Source organism: Pseudomonas sp. KH_040 (genome assembly GCF_057839305.1).
This window is the reverse complement of record NZ_CM174487.1, coordinates 4,650,435-4,667,465: the sequence shown is the minus strand read 5'-3', so window position 1 is coordinate 4,667,465 and position 17,031 is coordinate 4,650,435. Positions and strand designations below refer to the sequence as shown.

At 61.0% G+C, this 17,031-nt stretch carries 19 protein-coding genes; 7 read left to right on the top strand and 12 right to left on the bottom strand.

All coding sequences use genetic code 11. The features are described from left to right. Positions 1-17 precede the first annotated feature (17 nt). Complete coding sequence (locus tag AC3IUF_RS20730) at positions 18-710, bottom strand: hypothetical protein (RefSeq protein ID WP_007908708.1); 693 nt, start codon at positions 708-710, stop codon at positions 18-20. A 238-nt stretch (positions 711-948) separates the two neighbouring features. On the opposite strand from AC3IUF_RS20730, the gene AC3IUF_RS20725 reads away from it, so the two are divergent. From AC3IUF_RS20725 to AC3IUF_RS20705, 5 genes are all read left to right on the top strand, one after another. Further along, the gene (locus tag AC3IUF_RS20725; protein ID WP_007908710.1) at positions 949-1,629 is read left to right on the top strand and encodes a response regulator; all 681 of its coding nucleotides are present in this window, start codon (positions 949-951) and stop codon (positions 1,627-1,629) included. After that, the gene (locus AC3IUF_RS20720) at positions 1,629-2,951 is read left to right on the top strand and encodes an ATP-binding protein (RefSeq protein ID WP_095113055.1); all 1,323 of its coding nucleotides are present in this window, start codon (positions 1,629-1,631) and stop codon (positions 2,949-2,951) included. Before AC3IUF_RS20725 ends, AC3IUF_RS20720 begins: the two co-directional genes overlap by 1 nt. A gap of 128 nt (positions 2,952-3,079) precedes the next feature. Continuing rightward, complete coding sequence (locus AC3IUF_RS20715) at positions 3,080-3,565, top strand: GNAT family N-acetyltransferase (RefSeq protein WP_007908713.1); 486 nt, start codon at positions 3,080-3,082, stop codon at positions 3,563-3,565. 142 nt (positions 3,566-3,707) lie between these two features. Beyond that, positions 3,708-5,120 carry an aspartate aminotransferase family protein gene (locus AC3IUF_RS20710; protein ID WP_007949601.1) on the top strand — a complete coding sequence of 471 codons (1,413 nt, stop codon included), beginning with the start codon at positions 3,708-3,710 and terminating at the stop codon, positions 5,118-5,120. Between the two features lie 83 nt (positions 5,121-5,203). Beyond that, positions 5,204-5,428 (top strand): MbtH family protein, encoded by a 225-nt coding sequence (locus AC3IUF_RS20705; protein WP_003226665.1) that lies wholly within the window; start codon positions 5,204-5,206, stop codon positions 5,426-5,428. A gap of 200 nt (positions 5,429-5,628) precedes the next feature. Here AC3IUF_RS20705 and AC3IUF_RS20700 read toward each other — a convergent pair whose 3' ends face one another. The 8 genes from AC3IUF_RS20700 to AC3IUF_RS20665 form a co-directional block, all read right to left on the bottom strand. Continuing rightward, the gene (locus tag AC3IUF_RS20700) at positions 5,629-6,534 is read right to left on the bottom strand and encodes a metal ABC transporter substrate-binding protein (protein ID WP_123375546.1); all 906 of its coding nucleotides are present in this window, start codon (positions 6,532-6,534) and stop codon (positions 5,629-5,631) included. After that, a complete protein-coding gene (locus AC3IUF_RS20695; RefSeq protein WP_007917717.1) occupies positions 6,535-7,434 on the bottom strand; it encodes a metal ABC transporter permease in 900 nt (299 codons plus the stop codon). Then, a complete protein-coding gene (locus tag AC3IUF_RS20690; protein ID WP_414916880.1) occupies positions 7,434-8,144 on the bottom strand; it encodes a metal ABC transporter ATP-binding protein in 711 nt (236 codons plus the stop codon). Before AC3IUF_RS20690 ends, AC3IUF_RS20695 begins: the two co-directional genes overlap by 1 nt. 134 nt (positions 8,145-8,278) lie before the next feature. After that, positions 8,279-9,208, bottom strand: coding sequence for a metal ABC transporter substrate-binding protein (locus AC3IUF_RS20685; RefSeq protein WP_007917720.1), 930 nt, complete (start codon positions 9,206-9,208; stop codon positions 8,279-8,281). A gap of 35 nt (positions 9,209-9,243) precedes the next feature. After that, positions 9,244-9,819, bottom strand: coding sequence for a DUF6162 family protein (locus tag AC3IUF_RS20680; RefSeq protein ID WP_095113061.1), 576 nt, complete (start codon positions 9,817-9,819; stop codon positions 9,244-9,246). Next, positions 9,816-10,157, bottom strand: a complete 342-nt coding sequence (locus tag AC3IUF_RS20675; RefSeq protein ID WP_447786514.1) for a hypothetical protein — start codon at positions 10,155-10,157, stop codon at positions 9,816-9,818. The genes AC3IUF_RS20680 and AC3IUF_RS20675 overlap by 4 nt, the downstream gene beginning before the upstream one ends. Beyond that, entirely contained in the window at positions 10,154-10,696 is a 543-nt protein-coding gene (locus AC3IUF_RS20670; RefSeq protein WP_007917723.1) for a hypothetical protein, read from the bottom strand. The genes AC3IUF_RS20675 and AC3IUF_RS20670 overlap by 4 nt, the downstream gene beginning before the upstream one ends. Next, a complete protein-coding gene (locus AC3IUF_RS20665; RefSeq protein WP_007917724.1) occupies positions 10,693-11,892 on the bottom strand; it encodes a PepSY-associated TM helix domain-containing protein in 1,200 nt (399 codons plus the stop codon). Before AC3IUF_RS20665 ends, AC3IUF_RS20670 begins: the two co-directional genes overlap by 4 nt. A gap of 406 nt (positions 11,893-12,298) precedes the next feature. On the opposite strand from AC3IUF_RS20665, the gene leuC reads away from it, so the two are divergent. Together leuC and leuD are read left to right on the top strand one after the other, a co-directional pair. Next, positions 12,299-13,717, top strand: a complete 1,419-nt coding sequence (leuC, locus tag AC3IUF_RS20660) for a 3-isopropylmalate dehydratase large subunit (RefSeq protein WP_123375548.1) — start codon at positions 12,299-12,301, stop codon at positions 13,715-13,717. Further along, positions 13,714-14,328, top strand: a complete 615-nt coding sequence (gene leuD / locus AC3IUF_RS20655) for a 3-isopropylmalate dehydratase small subunit (RefSeq protein WP_414894820.1) — start codon at positions 13,714-13,716, stop codon at positions 14,326-14,328. Before leuC ends, leuD begins: the two co-directional genes overlap by 4 nt. Before the next feature lie 135 nt (positions 14,329-14,463). Here the strand turns inward: leuD and AC3IUF_RS20650 are convergent, their stop codons facing one another. The 3 genes from AC3IUF_RS20650 to AC3IUF_RS20640 all read right to left on the bottom strand — a co-directional run bounded on the left by AC3IUF_RS20650 (position 14,464) and on the right by AC3IUF_RS20640 (position 16,986). Continuing rightward, positions 14,464-15,414 carry a LysR substrate-binding domain-containing protein gene (locus AC3IUF_RS20650; RefSeq protein WP_095113065.1) on the bottom strand — a complete coding sequence of 317 codons (951 nt, stop codon included), beginning with the start codon at positions 15,412-15,414 and terminating at the stop codon, positions 14,464-14,466. A 24-nt stretch (positions 15,415-15,438) separates the two neighbouring features. Then, positions 15,439-16,314: an alpha/beta fold hydrolase gene (locus AC3IUF_RS20645; protein ID WP_095113066.1), complete on the bottom strand. Its 876-nt coding sequence runs from the start codon at positions 16,312-16,314 to the stop codon at positions 15,439-15,441. 213 nt (positions 16,315-16,527) lie between these two features. Then, positions 16,528-16,986: a VOC family protein gene (locus AC3IUF_RS20640; protein ID WP_007917729.1), complete on the bottom strand. Its 459-nt coding sequence runs from the start codon at positions 16,984-16,986 to the stop codon at positions 16,528-16,530. Between the last annotated feature and the right edge of the window lie 45 nt (positions 16,987-17,031).

Here is a 17,031-nt window from a genome sequence, read left to right as displayed (position 1 = left end):
CTCCGAGCTTCGGCCAATCAGCCGCGCAGCAGTCCCGGCCAGTTCGCGTCATTAATGGTTTTCGGTCCGGAGACCAGACGGTCGGACTGAATGTTGTAAGTCAGGTATTGGTTGTCGGTCAGGAAGATGTACCAGTAGCTGTCGGCCAAAGTCCGGTCATTTTGCGCTGCCGTGATGATGCGGTCCTTGTACGGTTTCAGCGCGCCCAGCCGATAATCCCCGAAGGATTTGTAGGTCAGGGTCTTTGCCTTGTAGTTAAACGATAGATAGTGTCCGTCGTTGAGGATGAACCTGAATAGAAACGGGTGACCGGTCAGTTGGAACCAGGTGCCGGCGATGATCTTGTCGAAGTAGGGCAATATCGGCTTCCAGATCGAATCGGCAACTTTATAAAAGGCATCGACCTTGTCTTTGTCTTGATTATATTTACACACCACGGGTGTGTTGCCCTGATAGAAAAACAACCAGGCAATATCTTCATCTGACGAGGTGTTCCAGCCGAATGAAGTGGTTGTCAGGCCGAAACGCAAGTCTTTGGCATGGGGGCCAAAGGTGTCCCAGCTATCGCCGACCGATGCGGGATAGTTGGCGGATACCTTATTGTCACCGAGATCGAATCGGGAATAGGTGTCGCTGTCCTTGAAGAAGAAATAAATACGGTCGGGGCCGGAGCGCCAATCGAGCGCGACGAAGTTTTTTAGTTGAGGCATGTTTATTAAGTCCCTTTAAAGTTGTTGGTGGTTGCCAGTCGAAAACTAAATGATCGAAGGGTTATTACATAGGGAGAAACTGTTTCTTTATTAGTGGGAAAGTTTCAGCGCCGGGTGAGGCCCTGCAACAGGTGGCGCCCCGATGTTTTTGCCCGGCTTTCCGTAAGCGCCGGTGACGGCCATAATTGCCGCTTAATCCTCGCCTGCTTCACTCGCCTTTTTTATCCACGGAGCACCCATGCACGTACTGGTTTGCGAAGACGATGAGCTGATTGCCAGCGGGATCGTTGCCGGCCTCACGGCTCAGGGTTTGACCGTTGAGCACGTCAACACCGCGTCGAAGGCGCGGGCGATGCTCAAGGTCGCTGAATTCGACGTGATGGTGCTCGATCTCGGCCTGCCCGACGAAGATGGCCTCAAGTTGCTGCAACAACTGCGGCAGAGTGGCCTGGAAATTCCGGTGCTGATCCTGACCGCGCGCGACTCGGTCACCGACCGCGTCGATGGTTTGCAGGCCGGGGCTGACGATTACCTGCTCAAACCGTTCGATCTGCGTGAACTGTTCGCCCGTCTGCAAACCCTGTTGCGGCGGGTCGCCGGGCGCAGTGTCAACCTGATTGAGCACGGCGCGCTGACCTACGACCCGAGCAGCCGCGAAACCACCCTGGCCGGGCAACCGGTGGACTTGTCGCGCCGCGAGCAATCGCTGCTGCAGGCGCTGCTGCACAATCGTGGTCGGGTGCTGTCCACTGAACAGTTGAAGGACAGTGTCTACGGCTTCAACGATGAACTGGAAAGCAACGCGCTGAACGTGCACATCCATCACCTGCGCAGCAAACTGGGCAAAGGCATCGTCGAAACCGTGCGCGGTCTGGGCTATCGCCTTGGCCCGGCCGATGGTGGAGATCAAGGCAAGTGATGAGTCTGCGACTGCGCCTGAGTCTGACCCTCGGCGCCGCGTTTGCACTGATCTGGGCGCTGGCGGCGGCGTGGATGCTCAGTGACCTGCGCAATCAGATGATGTTTTCCCTCGACCAGCGTCTGGTGGCGTCGGCGCGCATGGTCGCCGGGCTGCTGGAACAGTTGCCGACTTTGCCGAGCAAAGGCGAGGGCACGCATTTCAGTGCCGAACAACTGAATATCCCCGGTGGCATGGCCTGTCAGGTCAGCTCCTTGCGCGGGGAAATCCTCGCGCGCAGCCACAACAACCCCGAACAAGCGCTGGAAGCCGAGAAGATGGGCTTCCATGACCAGATGATCGACGGTGCGCCGTGGCGCAGTTTCACCCTTGCCCGAGGCGATGTGCGGATTACCACCGCTGACCGGCAGATCGAGCGCGAGGCGCTGAACATGTCGATCCTGCTGGCGGCGTCGGTGCCGGTGGGTGTGGCGTTGCTCGGCTGTCTGTGTCTGTTGTGGCTGGGCATTGGCCAGGGTCTGGCGCCGCTCAATCGTCTGCGTGAAGCACTGATGCGGCGCAATGCCGACTCGCTTGAGCCGTTGCAGATCCAGACCTTCCCCAGCGAATTGAAGCCGCTGCTTGAAACGCAAAATCAGTTGTTTCAACGCATCGGCAAAACCATTGAGCGCGAGCGGCGCCTGACCGGTGACGCGGCGCATGAACTGCGCAGCCCGCTGACGGCGATCAAGACCCACCTGCAAGTCGCACGCATGACCGATGGCAACGCCCGCGATCAGTCGCTGGCACGGGCCGAGGAGGGCGCTGATCGCTTGCATCGCACGCTCGAGCAACTGCTGTTGCTGGCGCGGGTCGAGGGCAGTCTGTCGTTCGATGACGGCTCGCAATGCAGCGCCGAGCAAGTGGCACGCCTGGCGATTCAGGACGCCACGGGGGGCGAACGCCTGCGCATCAAATTGCACCTGCCGGCCGAACTTTCTGTTGCACCGTTGCAAATGCCGGCAGTGCTGTCGATTGCGGCGCTGCGCAATCTGCTCGACAACGCCCTGCGCCATACGCCCGAAGACTGCGCGGTTGAGCTGAGCCTGGAAACCATTGGCAACCGCGTGCGGTTTGTCGTGCGCGACCATGGCCCGGGGATTGCGCCGGATGACCTGCAACATCTGACCCAACGCTTCTGGCGCAACGGCCAAAGCACCGGTTGCGGCCTCGGTCTGGCAATTGTTCAGGCGATCGTTCAGCGTTGCGACTGTGCCCTGCATTTCGACAGTCGCCCGGATGGCCTGCGGGTCGAGCTGACCATGCCGTTGCAGCCTGTCTGATTCCAGCACAGCCTGTGGTAGGAAATCGCGCCAGACACATCAAATGTAACTTCTCGGCGTTCGCTATCCGGACCGGGTGGGGATAAGGTCATCGCAGCTTTGACTCAATGGATTGAGGGAACTGCGCCATGGAAGCACCCATCTGCATTCGTCCGGCCACTCTGGCCGACGCCGGTATCATCAGTCGCATCATCGAACGTTCGATCCGCATCGGTTGTGCGCTCGATCACCGTAACGATCCGTCACTCGTCAGCCAATGGATCGGCCTGCAATCCGCCGACTTCATCAGTGCCCGACTCGCCGACCCGCACTTCTATCTGTGTATCGCGTTGCTGGCGGACAAACCGGTCGGTGTCGGCATGGCTCGGGCCAGCGGCGACATTTTGCTGTGTTACGTCCAGCCAGAGTCATTTCGCCGGGGCGTCGGACGGGCGCTGATGGAGGATCTGGAAGGCTGGTTACGGGTTCGCGGTGGTTCTCACGCTGATCTCAACAGCACGTACACCGGCCAGGCTTTTTATCGGCGTCTGGGCTATCACAAGTCAGCGCCGCCCCTCGAATACCAAGGCTTGCAGAGCCTGCCCATGCGCAAGCCGTTGGCATTGCCGGGCTGACAACTCGATCACGGGCTAAATCCTCAGGCCCCTTAAGCGTTTCCAGAACAGGAAAACCTGCAAGTGCGCCCCGCGATCGGAATGCGCACCTGTCCGGTGTGCTGTTTTGGTCACTATCCATAGCCAATTGAGGGGTCGAGAGATGTCAGTCGCCACCAGCCTTATCGAAGAGTCGTCGGCCCGGGTTACTTCGGCGCCGGCCGAAACGTTGTACCAGTTCAATGAATCGCCATTGCTGGCCCGGCAGGCCCGGCAGGAATCCAACGCCCGCAGTTATCCGCGGCGCATTCCGCTGGCGCTGAAGCGCGCCAAAGGCCTCTATGTCGAAGACGTCGAAGGGCGCACGTTCATCGACTGCCTGGCCGGTGCCGGCACGCTGGCGCTGGGGCATAACCATCCGGTGGTGATCGAAGCGATCCAGCAGGTGCTGGCCGATGAATTGCCACTGCATACCCTCGACCTGACCACTCCGGTCAAGGATCAGTTCGTCCAGGATCTGTTTGGCCTGCTGCCTTCCGCGCTCGCGGCTGAAGCGAAAATCCAGTTCTGCGGCCCGACCGGCACCGATGCCGTGGAAGCCGCGTTGAAGCTGGTGCGCACCGCGACCGGGCGCAGCACCGTGCTGTCGTTCTCCGGCGGTTATCACGGCATGAGCCAGGGCGCGCTGAGCCTGATGGGCAGCCTGGGGCCGAAAAAGCCGTTGGGTGCGCTGCTCAGCAATGGCGTGCAGTTCATGCCGTTCCCGTACGACTACCGCTGCCCGTTCGGCCTCGGTGGCGCGGCAGGAGTGAAAGCTAACCTGAGTTACCTGGAAAACCTGCTCAACGACCCCGAGGCCGGTGTGCAATTGCCCGCCGCGGTGATTGTCGAGGCGGTGCAGGGCGAGGGCGGTGTGATTCCGGCGGACATCGAGTGGCTGCGCGGCTTGCGTCGGATCACCGAGAAGGCTGGTGTGGCGCTGATCGTCGACGAGATCCAGAGCGGTTTTGCCCGCACCGGCAAAATGTTTGCCTTCGAACACGCCGACATCACCCCGGATGTGGTGGTGTTGTCCAAAGCCATCGGCGGCAGCCTGCCGTTGGCCGTGGTGGTCTATCGCGACTGGCTCGACACCTGGCAACCGGGCGCGCACGCCGGCACCTTCCGTGGCAATCAGATGGCCATGGCGGCAGGCTCTGCGGTGATGCGTTATCTGGTCGAACACAAGGTCTGCGAACACGCCGCGGCCATGGGCGAGCGCCTCAGCGAGCACTTGCGCATCCTGCAACGCGACTTCCCGCAACTCGGCGATATTCGTGGTCGTGGCCTGATGCTCGGGGTCGAGCTGGTCGAGCCGAACGGCACTCCCGATGCGCTCGGTCATCCGCCGGCGTTTGCCCGACTGGCGCCGCTGGTTCAGCGCGAATGCCTCAAGCGCGGCCTGATTCTGGAGCTGGGCGGTCGGCATGGCGCGGTGGTGCGTTTCCTGCCGCCGCTGGTGATCACTGCTGCCGAAATCGACCGTGTCGCGGAAATCTTTGGCCGTGCTTTGGCCGCTGCCACCGCTGCGCTGTAAATTTTTCGCCGCGCCAAACGTTCTTTCTACATACCCGGCTGCACCCCGTGTGCAGCCCACCCTTACAACGATGGAGAACCAGCATGACGTCAGTATTCGACCGCGAGGACATCCTTTTTCAGGTTGTGGTCAACCACGAAGAGCAATACTCGATCTGGCCGGATTACAAAGCCGTGCCGGAAGGCTGGCGCACCGTGGGCAAGAGCGGCCTGAAAAAGGAGTGCCTGGCCTACATCGAAGAAGTCTGGACTGACATGCGTCCGCTGAGCCTGCGCCAGAAGATGGAAGGGCAGGCCGCCGCGCAATAAGCGGCCGGGCAAAAAGAAACCCGCTGGACTGGAAACAGTCAGCGGGTTTTTTCTTGCCTTGGATTTGTGTTGCCTTTCAGGGCCCCATCGCTGGCAAGCCAGCTCCCACAGGTATTTTGGTGATTACAAAATCTGCGTTCACCGAGAACCCTGTGGGAGCTGGCTTGCCAGCGATGAACGATAACGCGGTGCAACTGGAATCACGCCCCGCTCAAGCCCTTGAGCAGCAAATCCACATTGCCTTCCAGCTCCGCCACCGGGTCCGCCGCATCGGTGCTCAACACCACCAGATGACTGCCGGACTCGGCAATCGCCGCTTTTACCGCGTCCGATGGCTGCCGATGATGCAACACCACCGCCACCTCATTGTCCTTGAGCGTCGCCGTGAGTTTTTTCAGATCTTCAGGCGTCCACTCGGCATCCGGCCGTGGATCCTCGCCGATGAGTTCCAGATTGAGGCTGCCGATCAAATAGCCGAAGTGATCACTCAAGCTCATCACACTGAGATTGTCGGCGCTGGCCAGTCGCGCCTCGCTGTCGGCGCTGAGCTTCAGCAAACGCTGCTTCAATGCCGCCAGATTCGCCTCGATCTTTGGCTTCGCGCTGGGTGCCAGGCGCACCAGATCCGCCGCCATCACATCCGCCATGCGCCCCATGTTGTTGCTCGCCAGCCATGGCTGACTGTTCAAGCCATCGACCTTCAGATCCGGTTGCACGGCGATGCCGGGCAGGGCGCCATCCACCGGTCGCGCGGCGTCGACTTCAACGATGCGGATATTGCTGCGACGGGCGATCGGGTACAGCGGATCATCGGCCCACAGCGAGCGCACGCCGATTACAGCATCGGCGCCGGTTGCCAGTTTGCTCAGTGCCGGCGCGCCGCGACCGGTGAAATACGCGGTCTGACGGCTGCCCGGCAGATTCGCTGGCGCCGCACGTTCAAGGTTGACATCAGTGCCTTTGAGCAGCACTTCGCCCAAACCATAAGTAATCGGCAACGACGCCAGCACTCGCAGCGGTTTAGCATTTTCGGCAGCCATCAACGGCGCGCAGACCACGCCGCACAAGGCCATGGCCAAGGTCAGTTTGCGAATTGAAAAAGTCATTTATCCAAGATTCCCTTTCAGACTCGGGACAACCCCGCGCGCAATGGCGGCAAGGGCAAAGGCAATACCGGCGACCAGAATGATTGCGGCGCCGGACGGAATCGGCAGATCGAACACGATCGGCGCAAGAATCCCGCACAACGTGCTGACCGTGGCGATCAACACCGAGCACCAGAAGAACCCTTTGAGCGACTGGCTGAGCAAGCGCGCCGCCGCGGCCGGGATCACCAGCAGAGCACCGACCAGAATCGCGCCGATGACTTTCACCGCTGCCACGGTGATCAGCGTCACCAGAATCACGAACAGATAATCCAGGGTCTTCACCGCCACTCCGCGCACGGCAGCCAGTTGCGGATTGAAGCTGGCGAGCATGATGCGGTTGTACAGCGGTAGCGCCAATGCCATGACCAGCGAACCGACGATGGCCAGCACCGCCAGATCGTTGCCGTTGACCGTCAGCACTGAACCGAACAGCACGTTCTCGAGAATGTGCACGTTGATCTTGCCCGCCAGAATCAACAGCAGACTCGCGCCCAACGCCAGCGACACCGACAGAAACACGCCAATCAAAGTATCCGGTGCGAGGCCGGTACGGTTGCGCAGGTAATTGAGCAGGATGCCGAACAGCAGGCAATAACCGAACAGGCTGCCATAGGGGCCGGTGTAGGGTTCGCCGAGCAGGATGCCGATGGCCACGCCGGTCAGCGCCGCGTGGCCCACCGCTTCGGAGAAAAACGCGAAGCGCTTGACCACCACCAGCGTGCCGAGGCCGCCGAGCACCGGGCCGATCAGCAGCCCGGCAAGCAGCGCATTGACCACGAAACCGTAGGCCAGCGCTTCCGGCAGATAACCGGACGAGGCCCAGCCTTGCACCATCAAACGAAAGGCTTCGTAACTCATCAGGCAGCGCTCCGTGGATGGGTCGAGAACAGCGTCAGCAGGCGTTCCGGGGTCAGCGCCTGTTGTGGCGTAGCGTCGAACAGCACACGACGGTTCAGGCCGGTGACCCGATCGGCCAGGCGCCCGACCGCTTCCAGATCGTGCTCGATCCACAGCACGGTGATACCTGCCGCGCGCCAGTCATTGAGCAGGCGCTCGAACACCTGAATCCCGGCTTCATCGAGGGCCGACATCGGCTCATCCAGCACCAGCAATTGCGGCGTCGGAATCAAACCTTGTGCGAGCAGCACCCGCTGGCGCTCACCGCCGGACAGCGCACCCATGCGCCGCTTGCGTTTGTCCTGCATGCCGACGCGTTCCAGCGCATCGCCAATGGCGCCGGCGTAACGCTTGCTCAAGCCGAGAAAAGCCGGGCGTCGCTGACACATGGCAGCCATGAAATCGTCGACGGTCATCGGCAGACCGCGATCGAATTCCAGCGCCTGCGGTACATAACCGATGGTGCCGGGTTCGCCGGGCCATTGCAGGCTGAGCTGGCCCTGATGCGGCATTTGCCCGAGCAGGGTCTTGATCAGCGAACTCTTGCCGCCACCGTTGGGGCCGACCAGCGCGTGTACGCTGCCGGGCTGCACCTGGAAGGTGACCTTGTCGAGAATGGTTGTGCGACCCAGCGTCAGACAAACCTGCGCAAAATCCAGCGTCGGCCCCATAACCTGTAGGCCTTCGCCTGCTCGCGATAGCGGTGTGTCATTCAACAAAGATGTCGGCTGATCCGGCGCCTTCGCGAGCAAACTCGCTCCCACAGGGGACTCGGTGTTTTCGGGGGAAAGGTTTTCTCTGGAAGTCATGCGCCAGACTCCTGAATCGCCCGCACCACGGTATTGAGGTTGCCGGTCATTTCCTTTTCGTATTTGTCGGCGGTGTATTCGCCGTAGGAAATGTGCGACAGCGGATACAGCTTGACCCCGGACTCACGCTGGATGGTGTCGACGTAAGTGGACGGGAAATCCATCTCCGAGAAGATCACTTTCACATCCAGTTCACGCAACTGGTCGATGGTCTTCTTCAACTGGCTTGGACTCGGTTCGATACCGTGGGCCGGTTCGACCACTGCGGTCACTTCCAGGCCGAACTCACGCAACAGATAGTCGTAAGCCGCGTGTACCGTGGCCACGCGCAGTTCGGCATTCGGCGCTTGAGTCAGTTTTGCCAGCGCGTCGGCGCGCATCTGCCGCAGGCGCTTGCCGTAGGCGCGGGCGTTCTGTGTATAGGTCTTGGCGTTGTCCGGATCGAGTTTGCCCAGTTCGCGGGCGATGTTGTTGACCTGAGCGATGGAGGCGCTGATCGACAGGAACGTGTGCGGATTCACCACTTTGCCGGCCCCGCGCGCGGCAACGCCGGTGGCGGCCAGCAGCGGAACGTTTTCGTTGGCTTCGATGGTTTTGATGTTCGGCGTTTCGCTGGCGGCGATCATGCGGTCGGCGAAGTCGTCATGACCGACACCGTTGAGCACGATCACATCCAGCCCACTGATGCGTTTGATGTCCTCGGCCCGAGGCTCGTAGGCGTGCGGATTGAAACCGGCCGGGATCAGCGGCACCACTTCGGCCTTGTCGCCGACGATGTTCGCCACGTAGCTGTAATACGGGTGCAGGGTGATGCCGATGCGCAGGCGCTTGGCCTGATCGGCGCTGGCCAGCGGGCTCAGCAGGCAGGCACACAGGCCCACTAAAAACAGGCGTAACAACGGACGGCGAGGCGATGAAATAGACATGGGCAAGCGGTCTTCTCTCGGAGTAGGGCGAGGAATCAATGGCGATGTTCGCGGGTAACCCCGGCATCGTATTGCGCGACGATCTGTTTCCAGCCAGCAGCGGACAGCGCCGCCGCATTCAGTTGCGCCGGGGCTTGAGCGGCGGCATCACGGTTGAGCCAGATGTCCGGCGCAGCCTTGTCATCGGTACTCAGCAGCATGACGAACGAGCCAGCGACAGTCGGATTCTGGCTTTGACCGACATACGCGGTGTTCGCCAGCAACTGCCAGGCATGACCCCCACGGCTGACCGAACTCGCATCCTGGGCAAACGGGGCAAAGCCTTCGTCGGCCAGATTCTGCGGCGTCGGCAGGGCTTGCTGTTCTTCGCGCAGCAGGCGGATTTCGTCGAGGGTCACCCGCAGGTCGGCGTAGATGCCTTGCTCGGCAGCACTGAGGTCGCGACGGGCGTCGAGTTGATTGGACGCAACCGGCTCCGGCTCATGGGAAACCCCGCGCCACGCGACCACGGAACCGGCGACTGCCAGAATCAACAGGCACAACAGCAGCACATTGAGGGTTTCATGACCGGCGCCGGCCGGACGCACGATTTGTGTGGTTGGCGTACTCATGGGGCTTCGATATCCGCCTGGTCGATTTCCACAACGTGGCCTGGACCTGCGTCGAACAGCACGTAGAACTCGGCGCCAGGCTTCTTGAAGGTCAGCGTCGAGTCACTGCCGAGCTTGCCCGGCACCAGGATCGTTTCGTCGTAGCCAATCACATCGAGGGTCACCCCCGGCGCGCCGCTGCCGTCGGAGAACCCACCGGTGCATTTGATCTGCTCGGCGTCGATGGCTTTGCATTCGCACATCGGGTTATGCGCCAGAGCGCTGGCACTGAAGCTGGCGCCGAGCACCAGCAGCGCGGCCTTCAGGCGCAGGCGAGAAGGGCGTTGAGAGCAAGTCATGGTTTGACTCCTTGTTTGTTCAGCCAGGCGAAGGTGGCGGGGGAGGCCTGACTCAGGGGAATCGAAGCCTGGTGCATGCTGCCGTCCCAGCCTTCCATGGTGATCCACAGTTCGGCGTCGGCTCTGGTCTTCTCCGGGATCGGCATTTGTGTGCCCATGCGATAAGGCGTGCCGAAGAAAATGCTGCCGGCGGCGCGCAGGCTGCGTGGCTTGCCGATGCGCAGGTAGGTCGCCTTGACCTGATCGACACAGGCATCGCACAGCGCGGCGCTGAAGTCTTTCATGTAGCCGGCCGGACCGGTCAGCACCGGTGCTTCGTTGCGTAACTCGGCCAGGCGCAGGCTCCATGGCCCGACCTGGACAGTGCCGATCTCGTGCTGGCCCAAGCCGCTGTCACCGCGAAACAGCGAGGCGTCGGCGAAGTACTTGGGCATGAAACCCAGCGGGATCAACAGCAGCAGAACATTGATGTGGAAGCGCCATCTGTGCCAGAAACGCGCCAGTCGAGAAGGTTGGGCCTTGGTGATGGACTTGCTCACAGGCTGGCCTCCGAGGTTTCACGGCTCATGGCCGGTTGTGCCTTGATGCGGTTTTTCTTGTCTTCGCGCTTCAACGCATTGGCGGTGGCCAGGGCGGTGCGTTTGGTCCAGATCAACAAGCCGCTGAGGATCATCATGCTCAGGATCAAACCGAAGAAGAACCAGATCAGCTTGATCCAGATGCCGCCGAAATCCCCGGTGTGCAGTGGTCGCATGGACTCGGTGACGAACTCCAGCGACGAGCGATCGGACAGCAACCGTGAAGCGGCGATGTCGCCGTTGTACGGATTGAGCGTGGCGGTCTGGAACATCAGCGGATACCAGCCGCGCCCGCCAACGCTCATGTGGCTGTAGGCGTTGCCCGGCAGGCTGACGAAACTGGCTTCCAACCCCGGAATCTTCTCTTGCGCGAGCTCGACGGCACGGTCCAGGCTGATCCGTGGCGGCGGGGTGCCGGCGGCAGAGATCGGCACGCTTTCGCGGGACATCGCCGGAATGATCGGCTCGCTGGAGATGGCGATCTGGTTATCGAACAGAATCGCCCGAATCAGAAACCAGATGCCGGTGATGGAAATCACTGCAATGAACCAGATCGACCAGATACCGCACAGCCGATGGAAGTCACCCCAGAAAATCCGTGCGCCGTGGCGCACGCGCAGGGTCGGGCGCAGAAAACCCTTCCAGAAGCGCTTGTAGACCACCAGACCGGTGATCAACGAGACCAGCATCGGCACGCCGAGGAACGACACCAGATACCAGCCCCAACTGAAGCCATTGGTGAACGGCACCAGCCACCAGCCATGCAGAGCCCGGGTGAAGGCTTTGAAATCGAAGGTCGGCGCAGGGCCCTGGATCACCCCGGTGTAAGGATTGACGTAGACCGTCTGCGAACGACCGTCCGGATAACTGACCGCAACGTCGAGCGCGAAGTGTGACTCATCGGGGCGACTGATGCTTTCAACGAGGGTCTGCGGTTCGGCTTTTTTGATCGCTGCCATGATCTGGTCATAGCTGAGCAGCGGCGCATCCTCCGCAGGCTGGCTGGCGCGCATCTGCGGGTTGGCCAGCCAGACGATTTCCTGACTGACCACCGCCAGTGTGCCGGTGACACAGACGATCAGGACAAAGAACCAGATCGGTAACGCCAGCCAGCTATGAACGAGGAACCACAGTTTGGAGCGGGATTTCTTCGACATGATTGCGCGTCTTGATAGCGGTGAAAGGGTGCCTGGCTACGGGCTTCGCAGCACGGGGACCCGGAAAGACCGGACGTGGCTTTTGCCTACGCGAACGGTCTGCATCTCTATAGGACGGATGAGCGAGGAAAATCCCGAAAGATGATATGAAAGCAAATGTTTCCCAATTCGCAGGGTTTGACAGATCCCACTGTAGGAGCTGCGGCACGCTGCGATCTTTTGATCCTGATCTTTAAAAACAAGATCAAAAGATCGCAGCCTCGTTGCACTCGACAGCTCCTACAGGGTTTCGCTGATCGGCAGATCAAACACGATTCATGATCCACGCCATCACTGTCTGCCAATTGATGGCCGACCCGCGCTCCCTATGATGGGAATCACCTGATTTCCCTGAGTGAGCGCCTTGATGACCGCCAGAACCCTCTATGACAAACACATCGATTCGCACACGGTGTGCCGCCTCGACGATCAGGGCCATGTCCTCTTGTATATCGATCGTCAGGTGATCAACGAATACACCAGCCCGCAGGCGTTCAGCGGTTTGCGTGCCGCCGGGCGCGGGGTCTGGCGTCCGGGCACGGCGCTGGCGGTGGTCGATCACGTCAACCCGACCACGCCTGTGCGCATCGCGGCAATGCCTGATGCCGGCGGCGCCCGGCAAGTCTCGTATCTGGCGGAGAATTGCCGGGACTTCGGCATCGAGTTGCTGGACATCCTCGACAAACGTCAGGGCATTGAACACGTGATCGCTCCCGAGCAGGGGTTCATTCTGCCCGGCATGGTCATCGCCGCCGGCGACAGCCATACCACCACCTATGGCGCACTCGGCGCTTTCGGTTTTGGCATCGGCACCTCCGAGATCGAACACCTGCTGGCCTCGCAGACGCTGGTCTACAAACGTCTGAAAAGCCTGCGCGTGACCGTCGACGGCGAGTTGACAGCGGGCCTGACGTCCAAAGACGTGATCATGGCCCTGATCGGTCGCATCGGCGCGTCCGGGGCCAGCGGTTACGCGATCGAGTTCTGCGGCTCGACTATCGATGCCTTGAGCGTTGAAGCGCGCATGACCATCTGCAACATGGCTGTCGAGGCCGGTGCGCGCGGCGCGTTCATGGCCCCGGATGAAAAGGTCTTCGCCTATCTCAAGGGCAAGCCGCGCGCGCCGCAAGGTGAGTTGTGGGAACGGGGCGTGAAGAAGTGGCGCGAACTGCGCAGTGATCCCGGTGCGCTGTTTGACCGCGAGATTCACCTGGATGCCAGCATTCTTGAACCGATGGTCACCTGGGGCACCAGCCCCGATCAGGCCGCCGCGATCGGTGCGCGGGTGCCGGATCCGCAAGCGATCAGCGATCCGATCCTGCGCCAGGACATGCGCCGCGCCCTCAACTACATGGGCCTCGAAGCGGGCATGGCGCTCAGCGACATTGTTATCAGCCACGCCTTTATCGGCTCGTGCACCAACGCGCGAATCGAAGACTTGCGCGATGCCGCCAGCGTCGTACGCGGTCAGCACGTGGCCGGGCATGTACGCGCAATGATCGTCCCCGGCTCCAGCGAAGTTCGCGCGCAGGCCGAGGCCGAAGGGCTGGCGCAGATCTTTATCGACGCCGGGTTCGAATGGCGTCAGTCCGGCTGCTCGATGTGCCTGGCGATGAACGACGACGTACTCGCCCCCGGCGACCGCTGCGCGTCCAGTACCAACCGCAACTTTGAAGGCCGTCAGGGCGCCGGCGCGCGCACTCATTTGATGAGTCCGGCGATGGTCGCCGCCGCTGCGATCAGCGGTCGACTCACCGATATCCGCCACTTTGGAGTACGCCCATGAGCCTGCAACCTTTCACTCTAGTCAGTGGCCAGGCTGCGCCGTTACTGGCAGCGAACGTTGATACCGACGTGATCATGCCCAAGCAGTTTCTCAAGGGCATCGATAGAAACGGGCTGGATCGCGGATTGTTTTTCGATCTGCGGTTTCAGCGCGATGGCACGCCCAACCCTGAGTTCGTGCTGAACCAGCCCGCCTGGAAAGGTGCGAACTTTCTTGTGGTCGGGCCCAATTTCGGCTGCGGTTCCAGCCGTGAACACGCGGTATGGGGCCTGCAGCAGATGGGCATCCGCGCGTTGATCGGCAGCAGCTTTGCCGGGATTTTCTATGACAATTGCCAGCGTAACGGCGTGTTGTTGATCACCCTGGAAGAGGTACAGGTGCAGCGCATTGGACAGCTTGTCGGTGAGCCTGAAACGGCGCGGGTCAGCATTGATCTGGAGGCGCAGCGGATTAGTCTGGCGGATGGCAGCGTGATCGATTTCCAGATTGATAACCTGCGCAAAACCGCGTTGCTGCTCGGCCTGGATGCCATCGGCAGCACCCTGCAACGGCGCGAACAGATCAAAGATTTCGAACGCGAGCATTTGGCCAGTAACCCTTGGTTAGGCTGAACGCATAACCTGTGGGAGCTGGCTTGCCAGCGATGAGGCCGGCACTTCCAGCATTTGTGTTGGCTGAGCTGACGCCATCGCTGCGATGCGTCGTTCCGACAAGCCAGCTCCCACAGGTTTTTGTGGTGTTTTGAGCTACAGCGACAATCCTTTGAAATGCGCCTGCAAAAACTCCACACACGCGCGCAACTTCCCCGAATGCGCCAGCCGTGTCGGGTACACCGCCCAGACATTGGCGCTCTGGCTGTAATCGTCCAGCACCTGCACCAAGCGTCCTTGCTCCAGCAGCGGTTTCACATCCCACAGCGAGCGCAACAACACCCCACGCCCGTCCAGTGCCCACTGCAAAACAATCTCGCCGTTGTTGGACGACAACGGCCCGCTGACCCGCACGCTCTCTTGCCCGCCGTCGCGATCCAGATGCCAGATCCCGAAAGCGTTGTCGCGTTCCTTGATCACCAGGCAATCGTGTTGTTGCAGTTCGTCCAGGGTCTGCGGCGTGCCGCGAAGTTGCAGATAACCGGGGGCGGCGCACAGCACTCGGCGGTTACTGACCAGACACCGGCCGATGTGCTGGCCGGGAATGTCGTCGCCGACGCGGATCTCCAGATCGAAGCCTTCATTGATGATGTCCACCACCCGGTCAAACAGGTCGAGGCGAATCTCCAGGTCTGGATAACGTTCGGCCAGCAGCGACACCGCCGGCGCCACATGATTGCGACCGAAACCGAAACTGCTGCAGAGGTGCAAACGCCCACGCGGGCTGTCGTGGGCGTCGGACAGTTCGTCGTGCAGTTGCTGGAAGTCATCGAGAATGCGCAACGCCCAGCGCTGCACCCGTTCGCCGTCCTCGGTCAGCGAGACGCGACGACTGGTGCGGTGCAGCAGGCGAGTGCCAAGGGTGGTTTCAAGAATCTGGATGCGTTTGCTGACATAGGCCGGCGACAGGCCGAGTTCATCCGCTGCGGCGGCAAAGCCGTTCTTGCGGATCACGGTGAGTAGCACGCGCAGGTCTTCGGGCAGGGGCACGCTGTCTTTCTTCTGTGGCATGTCAAAACGAACACTGGCGGCAGAAGCCGCCAGCATAGCACCGAGATCCGGCGGCTCGGCTCAGCGCAAAAAGGCCAGTGCTTCGCCAAGCAACAGTTCAGGGACTTCTTCGGCAAGGTAATGGCCGGCGGGCAATGCCTGACCGCTGACGTCAGTCGCCACGTGTTGCCATTCCTTGAGCGGATCGAAGCAACGGCCGACGGTGCCTTCGGCGCCCCACAACACGCGCAGCGGTAGATTCAGGTGATGCCCGGCCGAGATGTCGGCGCGGTCGTGCTCAAGATCGATGCCGGCGCTGGCGCGATAGTCTTCGCAGATGCCACGGGCGCTGCCCGATTGGCGCAGGCAGCGCAGGTATTCGCCGAAGGCTGCATCGGTAAACGGCTTGAGCCCGGCGCTGCGGCTGCCCATGACGCTGCGCAGATAACCTTCGGGATTGGCTTCGAGCAAGGTTTCCGGCAATGGCGCCGGGCGGATCAGGAAGAACCAGTGCCAATACGCGCGAGCAAAGGCTTCGTTGGTTTGCGCGTACATCGACAGGGTCGGCGCGATGTCGAGCAGCATCATCCGTTGCACGGCATCCGGGTGATCGAGGGCGAGGCGATGGGCGACCCGCGCGCCACGGTCGTGAGCGAGAATCGAAAACTGCTCGAAGCCCAGCGCCTGCATCAACTCGACATTGTCGCGGGCCATTTCGCGTTTCGAGTAATTAACGTGCAGCTCATCGGCGGCCGGGCGACTGCTGTCGCCGTAACCGCGCAGGTCGGCGGCGACCACGCTGAAGTGTTCGGCCAGTTGTTCGGCAATCTTGTGCCAGATCACATGGGTCTGCGGGTGCCCGTGCAACAGCAACAGGCCCGGGCCGCTGCCGCCGAGGCGGTAGGCAATGTCGACGCCGTTGACGTGGCGCTGGTCTTTGCGGAATCCGGCAAACATCGGGCTGATCCTTTTTCAGGGTTCTGGTTGGCTGCATCCTGAAATCGTCCGGCGTTTGCGGCAAGGGGCAAAACGTGGTGGGCCGGTTCATGAAGTGTGATGGGTGTTGATAGTTATGGCCTCATCGCGAGCAGGCGAAGGCCTACAGTTGAAATGCGTTCCCCTGTAGGCCTTCGCCTGCTCGCGATAGCGCTATTGCAGACACTGCAACTCTCAACCCTGACTAAACATCTCCATCGCCCGCTGCTTGATCTGCTCTTCAGTCAGATCTTCCTTGCGCGAGGCGAGAAACCACAGATGCCCATACGGATCCTTCAACGTCCCGCTGCGATCACCGTAAAACTGGTCCTTGACCTCCGACACCGCCTTCGCTCCGGCATCCAGCGCTCGCTGAAAGGACTTGTCGACATCGGTCACATACAGATGCAAACCAACTGACACGGCTTGATCAGGATTACTCAACGGCCCCTGATCGCACGGCGAGCCGAGCATGATCGCGCTGTCGCCGATGCGCAGTTCGGCGTGGCCGATGCCGCCGTCAGGCATGGCCAGACGCATGACCTCGGTGGCGCCGAAGGCTGTTTTATAGAAGTCGATGGCCTCGGCGGCTTTGTGGATGCCGAGATACGGGGTAATGCTGTGATACCCCTCGGGAATGGGTTTGACGCTCATGACGTTCTCCCTGAATTGTTGTTCTATGGGACAGGACTCCACCGA